Below are 6,672 nucleotides of genomic sequence, written 5' to 3'. Positions count from 1 at the left end.
CCGTAGTCGATCGCGGCGGTCACCGCGATCTGCCCGACCAGGTTGAACCAGCCGGTGAACCACCCCCACGCCGGACCCCCGAGCTTCGACGCCCAGAAGTACAGCGCGCCCGCGGTGGGCATCGCCGAGGCGATCTCACCCATGGCCATCGCCACGAGCACACAGAAGCCGCCGACGAGCAGCCAGCCCCACGTGATCGCGACGGGCCCACCGTTGTTGAACGCGATGTAGTACGAGGTCAGGCAGCCGGCGAGGATGGAGATGATCGTGAAGGAGATCGCGAAGTTGGAGAACCCGCCCATCTCGCGGTAAAGCACCTGCACGTAGCCGAGGCGACGCAGCGTGGCCTCGTCGGCGTTGTTCGTCTCGGCGTTGTTCGTCTCGGCGGTCCGGTCGTCGACGGGCATGCGGCCTCCAGGAATCGCGGATCTCAGTCGGGTAGGCGCGCCGCCACGAGCAGGCGGTCGAGGTCGGGGCCGTCGAACTCCCGGACGGCACGGTCGTACTTCTCCATGCCCCAGGACCAGAAGTCGAAGTTCAGAGGGCTGGAGCCGTGCTGGATCGAGGCCCATAACATCCAGCCGTACTTCGCCATCAGCGCGAACAGCCGGGCCCGCGCGACCTGCCGGGGAGAGGGCCGTCCGTGGTAGGCCGCGACGAGCACGCTCAGCAGACGGGGCGGCAGCGCGGCCTCGCTCCAGATGTTGCCCAGTTCGAAGGCCGGATCGTTGTTGCCGGAGTACTCGAAGTCGATGATCCGCACGTGCCGGCCACCACTACCGTCCGGGCAGAGGAGGAGGTTGGCGGCAAGCAGGTCGTTGTTGCACGGCACCGTCACGCGGGGGCCGAGTGCCGCCCGGATCCGCGGCACCAGCGGGGCGAACTCGTCGTAGCGCGGGGGCAGCCGGAAGCCGTGCTCGGCAACGATGCGCCGGTAGCGGGCCTGGACGTCGAACATGTCGAAGTCGCCGGCGAATCGTGGCCCGGAGTGCAGCAGGCGACAGGCTGCCGCGACGAGGCGCAGGATCTCCCGGTCGTGCAGATCCCTGTCGGTGAGCGGGCGGCCGGGCAGGTACCCGACGGTCAGGCCGGTGCCGGGGCGGTAGTGCAGGACGGGCGCGCCGACTCCTGCTTGCGCGGCGGCGACCGAGTTGGCGTGCTCGTTCTCGCGGTCGATGCCCAGCAGCCCCCCGCCCTCCTGCATGGGGATCCGCACCACGCAGCACCCGTCGGGGTTGGTGACCTTGAGGTTGCGGTTGGTGAGCCCGCCGGGAAGTTCCTCGACCGTGCGAGGGCGGCGGGCCGTGCAGGGGATGGAGTCGAGCAGTGCGTCGGTGGCGGGATCGACCGCCATGGTCCGCACCTGCATCGGTGGATGGTAGGGCTCGCGCCGGGAACGGTCTAGACCGTAAGGTCGCCCCCATGGCGCAAGCGCTCCCCGGCCGAGCCCGTGTCGTGGTGATCGGTGGGGGAGTGGGCGGCGCGAGCGTGGCCTTCCATCTCGTCGAGCGCGGTGAGCGGGACGTCCTCCTCCTCGAGCGCGCGGAGCTCACCAGCGGATCCACGTTCCACTCGGCGGGCCTGGTCGGCCAACTGCGCTCCGATCCTGCGCTCACCACCATGAACGGCTGGTCGGTCGAGCTCTACCGCAGGTTGCAGGAGACCGAGCACGCCCCGGGCTGGGTGGAGTCCGGGTCGCTGCGGCTCGCGTCATCGCCCGCTCGTCTGGAGGAGATCCGCAGGCAGGCGGGTTGGGCGCAGCGCTCCGGCCTGCCGCTCGAACTGCTCACCGCCGACGAGGCCGCTGAGCTGTTCCCGCTGATGTCTGCCGAGGGCGTGCTCGGAGCCGCTTACACGCCGACCGACGGCCAGGTCGATCCGGCGCGGCTCTGCTACGCCCTCGCGGCCCTCGCGCGGGCCGGAGGTGCGACGATCGCGCAGCAGACGCAGGTGGTCGGAATCGACACCGTGGACGGGCGGGTGACACGCGTCCGGACCGACCGTGGGGACGTCGAGTGCGAGGTGGTCGTCGACTGCGGAGGCATGTTCGCCGCCGAGATAGCGCGCCTGGTGGACGTCAGGGTCCCGGTGGTGCCGATGTCACACCAGTACGTCGTCACGGCGCCGCTCCCGCTCGGCACGCTGCCCGATCATCCGCTGCCGTCGCTGCGCGACCCCGACCTGCTCGTCTACTACCGCCAGGAGATCGACGGGTTGGTGATGGGCGGCTACGAGCGCCGGAGCGCGCCGTGGACGGCCACAGCCCGTTCCGTCGACGCGGTCCCGCCGGACTTCAACGGCAAGCTGCTCCCACCGGACTGGGACCGCTTCGAGGAGATCCTCACCAACTCCCAGATCCGCGTCCCGGTGCTCGCCGACACCGGCGTGGCGTCGATGATCAACGGCCCGGAGGCCTTCACCCCGGACAACGAGTTCTGCCTCGGGGAGACCGAGGTCGCGGGGTTCTTCGTCGCGGCCGGGTTCTGCGCACACGGGATCGCCGGTGCGGGGGGCGTCGGGCGCGTGATGGCGGCGTGGATTCTCGACGGCGACCCCGGCCTCGACCTGTGGCACATGGACGTGCGCCGCTTCGGCCACCGGCACTACCGCTCACCCGGCTACACCCTCGCCCGTGTGCGGGAGAACTACGAGAGCTACTACGACATCCGCTACCCCGCCGCCGAACGCACGGCGGGCCGCCCGCTGCGCACATCGCCCGCGTATCCGTGGCACGCGGCGCACGGCGCGGTGTTCGGGGAGAAGGCCGGGTGGGAGCGGGTGAACCACTACTCCGAACCCGGTTCCGAGGAGCGACGACCGCGCGGATGGGCCGGGCGGCACTGGTCGCCCTGTGTCGAGACCGAACACCTCGCTGTGCGGGAGGCCGTCGGCCTCTTCGACGAGACCTCGTTCTCGAAGATCGAGATCTCCGGCCCGGACGCGGCCGCGTTCTGCCGTCACGTCTTCGCCGGGCGCACCGACCGCGCACCCGGCGCCGTCGTCTACACGCAGGCCCTCAACGACCGCGGCGGCATCGAGATGGACGTGACCGTCACCAGGGTGGGTCCCGAGGAGTTCCTCGTCGTGACGGGCACGGCGTTCGGGCCGCACGACCTCGGATGGCTGCGCCGCCAGGCCCGGGCGACCGGTTCCCGGGTGCGCCTCGCCGACGTGACCGGCGCCTGGGCGTGCTTCGGGCTCTGGGGGCCGCGCGCCCGTGACGTGCTCGCCCCGCTCACGCCCGCGTCGCTGTCGAACGCCGACTTCCCCTACCCGTCCATGCGGGAGACGACGGCCGGGGACGTCCCGCTGCGGGCGCTGCGCGTCACCTTCGTCGGGGAGCTGGGCTTCGAGCTCTACTGCTCCACCGAGTACGGCGCCGCGCTCTGGCACACGCTCGTCGAGGCCGGCGCTCCCCACGGCCTGCGCCCGGGTGGGTACCGGGCGATCGAGAGCCTTCGACTGGAGAAGGGCTACCGGGTGTGGGGTGCCGACATCGGTCCCGACACCACCCCGGACGAGGCCGGTCTGAGCTTCGCCGTCCGCCGCGGTGACGGTGATGGCGAGTTCGTCGGGCGCGGGGCACTGCTGGCCGACCGGGCGCGAGGGGTCACCCGGAGACTGCAGTGCCTCGTGCTCGATGACCCCCGCATGGTCGCGCTGGGCGGGGAGCCGGTTCGCATCGGGGACGAGGTCGTGAGCCGGGTGACCTCCGGCGGATACGGCTACACGGTCGCTCGCTCCATCGCCTATGCCTACCTGCCCGCAGGCGCAGCCGAAGGGACACCGGTGGCGGTGCAGGTCGACGGCACGTGGGTGGACGGCACCGTGGCGGCGCCGATCCTCTACGACCCGAAGGGCGAGCGCATCCGCGCCGACGGCTGACCGCCGGGGTGCGTCCGATCAGGGGGCTGCGTGGGACCGGCCAGAATGGCTGGAGCCGCGACATGGAGGTACAGACGATGGCGGGTCCCCGCAGCGTGACGTTCCCGTCGGGCGAGGAGGTGCCGGCGCTCGGCCAGGGCACCTGGTACCTCGGTGACGACCCCCGGCGGCGTTCCGACGAGATCGCGGCCCTGCTCGTGGGCCTCGACCTCGGCATGACCGTCATTGACACGGCCGAGATGTACGGCGACGGTGCGGCGGAGGAACTCGTCGGCGAGGCCTTCGCCGGTCGGCGCGACGAGGTGTTCATCGTCGACAAGGTGCTGCCCCACCACGCCACCGGCGCCGGGACCGTGCAGGCGTGCCGGCAGAGCCTGCGCCGCCTCGGCACCGACCGGATCGACCTGTACCTGCTGCATTGGCGTGGGCCGGTGCCCCTCGCCGAGACGATCGCCGGGTTCACCGACCTGCTCGACGCAGGCGCCATCCGGAGCTGGGGAGTGAGCAACCTCGACCGGGACGAGATGGCGGAGCTGCACGGCCTGTCCGGCGGTGAGGCGGTGGCCACCGACCAGATTCTCTACAACCTCACCCGCCGCGGCCCCGAGTACGACCTGCTGCCGTGGTGCGCCGAGCACGGCGTCCCGGTGATGGCCTACTCGCCGATCGAGCAGGGCAGGCTGCTCGGCGATCCGGCGCTGGGCGAGGTCGCCCGCCGCCACGGTGCGACACCCGCCCAGATCGCGCTGGCGTGGGCGCTGCGCCGGCCCGGCACGATCGCCATCCCACGCTCCGGCAACCCGGAGCACGTCCGGGAGAACGCGGCGGCCCGCGACATCACACTCACCGGCGACGATCTCGCGATTCTGGACGCCGCGTTCCCGCCGCCGCGGCGGCCACAGCCACTCGACGTGCTCTGACCGGGGCCGGGTCGGCGAGCCCGGCTCAGCCCGCGAGCGCCTCCAGGACCTGCTCGCCGTACTTGGCGAGCTTGTTCTCCCCGATCCCGCTGATCGCGCCCAGCTCGGCGGTGGTGGAGGGCATGCGCGTGGCGATCTCCCGCAGCGTGGCGTCGTGGAAGATCACGTAGGCGGGCACGCCCTGCTCCTTCGCGGTGGCCCCGCGCCAGGCACGCAGCCGCTCGAACACCGGTGCCGCGGCGGCGGGCAGCTCCGCCTGCGGCGTACGCGCCGAGCGGGAACGACCCTGCGCCTGGCGTTTCGGATCGCGCCGCATCATCACCTGTCGCTCGCCGCGCAGCACACCGCGACTGGCCTCGGTGAGCACGAACGTCTGGTAGTTGCCCTCCACGGCCAGGAGGCCCTGTGCCATGAGCTGGCGGACCACCCCGCGCCACTCGCCCTCGGTCAGCTCGGTGCCCACCCCGAACACGGTGAGCGAGTGGTGGTCGAACTGCTCGACCTTCGCCGTGCGCTTGCCGAGCAGGATGTCGATGATCTGCCCGGCCCCGAACTTCTGGCGCCGCTCGCGGTCGAGCCGGAACACCGTGGAGAGCACCTTCTGTGCGGCGACCGTGCCGTCCCACGACTCGGGCGGCACGAGGCACGTGTCGCAGTTGCCGCACGGCGTGCCCTGCTGCCCGAAGTAGTTCAGCAGTTGCACCCGGCGGCACTCGACGGTCTCGCAGAGCGCGAGCATCGCGTCGAGGTGCTGGGAGAGCCGGCGCCGGTGGGCGAGGTCGCCGTCGGAGTCGTCGATCATCTTGCGTTGCTGGACGACGTCGGCGAGCCCGTACGCGAGCCATGCCGTGGAGGGGAGGCCGTCCCGCCCCGCGCGGCCGGTCTCCTGGTAGTAGCCCTCCACGGACTTGGGCAGGTCGAGGTGGGCGACGAACCGCACGTCGGGCTTGTCGATGCCCATGCCGAACGCGATGGTGGCAACCATGATCACGCCGTCCTCGCGCAGGAACCGGGACTGGTTGGCCGCGCGTGTGCCGGCGTCGAGTCCGGCGTGGTACGGCAGGGCCGTCAGGCCCTGCGCCGCGAGGAACTCCGCGGTCTTCTCCACCGAGTTGCGCGAGAGGCAGTAGACGATGCCGGCGTCACCGGGGTGCTCGGTGCGCAGGAGGTGGAGCAGTTGGCGGCGCGGCTCGTCCTTCGGCGCGATCCGGTACTGGATGTTGGGCCGGTCGAAGCTCGCGACGAAGTGCCGTGCGTCGTCCAGGCCCAGGCGGGTGGCGATCTCGGCGTGGGTGGCCTTGGTGGCGGTGGCCGTGAGCGCGATGCGGGGCACGTCGGGCCAGCGTTCGTGCAGCTGCGAGAGCGCGAGGTAGTCGGGGCGGAAGTCGTGGCCCCACTGCGACACGCAGTGCGCCTCGTCGATGGCGAACAGCGCGATCTTTCCGCGCCCGAGCAGGCGCAGGGTGGACTCCACGCGCAGCCGTTCCGGGGCGAGGTAGAGCAGGTCCAGCTCGCCGGCGAGGAACGCGGTCTCGACCGCGCGCCGTTCGTCGGGGCCCTGCGTGGAGTTGAGGAAGCCTGCGCGGACACCGAGCGCGAGGAGGGCGTCGACCTGGTCCTGCATCAGCGCGATCAGCGGCGAGACGACCACGCCGACACCCTCGCGGACCAGCGCGGGGATCTGGTAGCACAGCGACTTGCCACCGCCCGTGGGCATGAGCACGAGGGCGTCGCCGCCACCGCACACGTGCTCGATGATCTCCTGCTGGCTCCCGCGGAAGGTGTCGTAGCCGAAGATCCGGTGGAGCACCTCGTGCGCGTCGGCCGTCCGGGGGAGCGTCACCCTGTGATCGTAGGCGGCGCCCGC

5 protein-coding genes are annotated in these 6,672 nt (G+C 71.6%); 2 read left to right on the top strand and 3 right to left on the bottom strand.

The window, feature by feature from the left end; genetic code table 11:
• Both ABD743_RS15725 and ABD743_RS15720 read right to left on the bottom strand, forming a co-directional pair.
• Window positions 1-407 (bottom strand): amino acid permease (locus ABD743_RS15725; RefSeq protein WP_344722790.1); only part of this gene is annotated, 407 nt, incomplete at its 3' end.
• Window positions 408-430: 23 nt separating this feature from the next.
• Window positions 431-1,369: a phosphotransferase gene (locus tag ABD743_RS15720; RefSeq protein WP_344722789.1), complete on the bottom strand. Its 939-nt coding sequence runs from the start codon at window positions 1,367-1,369 to the stop codon at window positions 431-433.
• 53 nt (window positions 1,370-1,422) lie between these two features.
• Between ABD743_RS15720 and ABD743_RS15715 the strand changes: the two genes are divergently transcribed.
• Entirely contained in the window at window positions 1,423-3,885 is a 2,463-nt protein-coding gene (locus ABD743_RS15715; protein WP_344722788.1) for a GcvT family protein, read from the top strand.
• Between the two features lie 62 nt (window positions 3,886-3,947).
• Window positions 3,948-4,805 (top strand): aldo/keto reductase, encoded by an 858-nt coding sequence (locus ABD743_RS15710; protein ID WP_344722787.1) that lies wholly within the window; start codon window positions 3,948-3,950, stop codon window positions 4,803-4,805.
• A 25-nt stretch (window positions 4,806-4,830) separates the two neighbouring features.
• Here the strand turns inward: ABD743_RS15710 and recQ are convergent, their stop codons facing one another.
• Window positions 4,831-6,648 carry a DNA helicase RecQ gene (gene recQ, locus ABD743_RS15705; protein WP_344722786.1) on the bottom strand — a complete coding sequence of 606 codons (1,818 nt, stop codon included), beginning with the start codon at window positions 6,646-6,648 and terminating at the stop codon, window positions 4,831-4,833.
• Between the last annotated feature and the right edge of the window lie 24 nt (window positions 6,649-6,672).

The sequence above is a fragment of the Pseudonocardia yunnanensis genome (assembly GCF_039534065.1).
Taxonomy (GTDB): Bacteria; Actinomycetota; Actinomycetes; order Mycobacteriales; family Pseudonocardiaceae; genus Pseudonocardia; species Pseudonocardia yunnanensis.
This window is presented reverse-complemented; position numbering and strand designations above follow the sequence as displayed.

Coding starts and splice junctions, on each gene's coding strand:
- ABD743_RS15720 (WP_344722789.1), bottom strand. CDS start 1,369: ATGCAGGTGCGGACCATGGCGGTCGATCCCGCCACCGACGCACTGCTC.
- ABD743_RS15710 (WP_344722787.1), top strand. CDS start 3,948: ATGGAGGTACAGACGATGGCGGGTCCCCGCAGCGTGACGTTCCCGTCG.
- ABD743_RS15715 (WP_344722788.1), top strand. CDS start 1,423: ATGGCGCAAGCGCTCCCCGGCCGAGCCCGTGTCGTGGTGATCGGTGGG.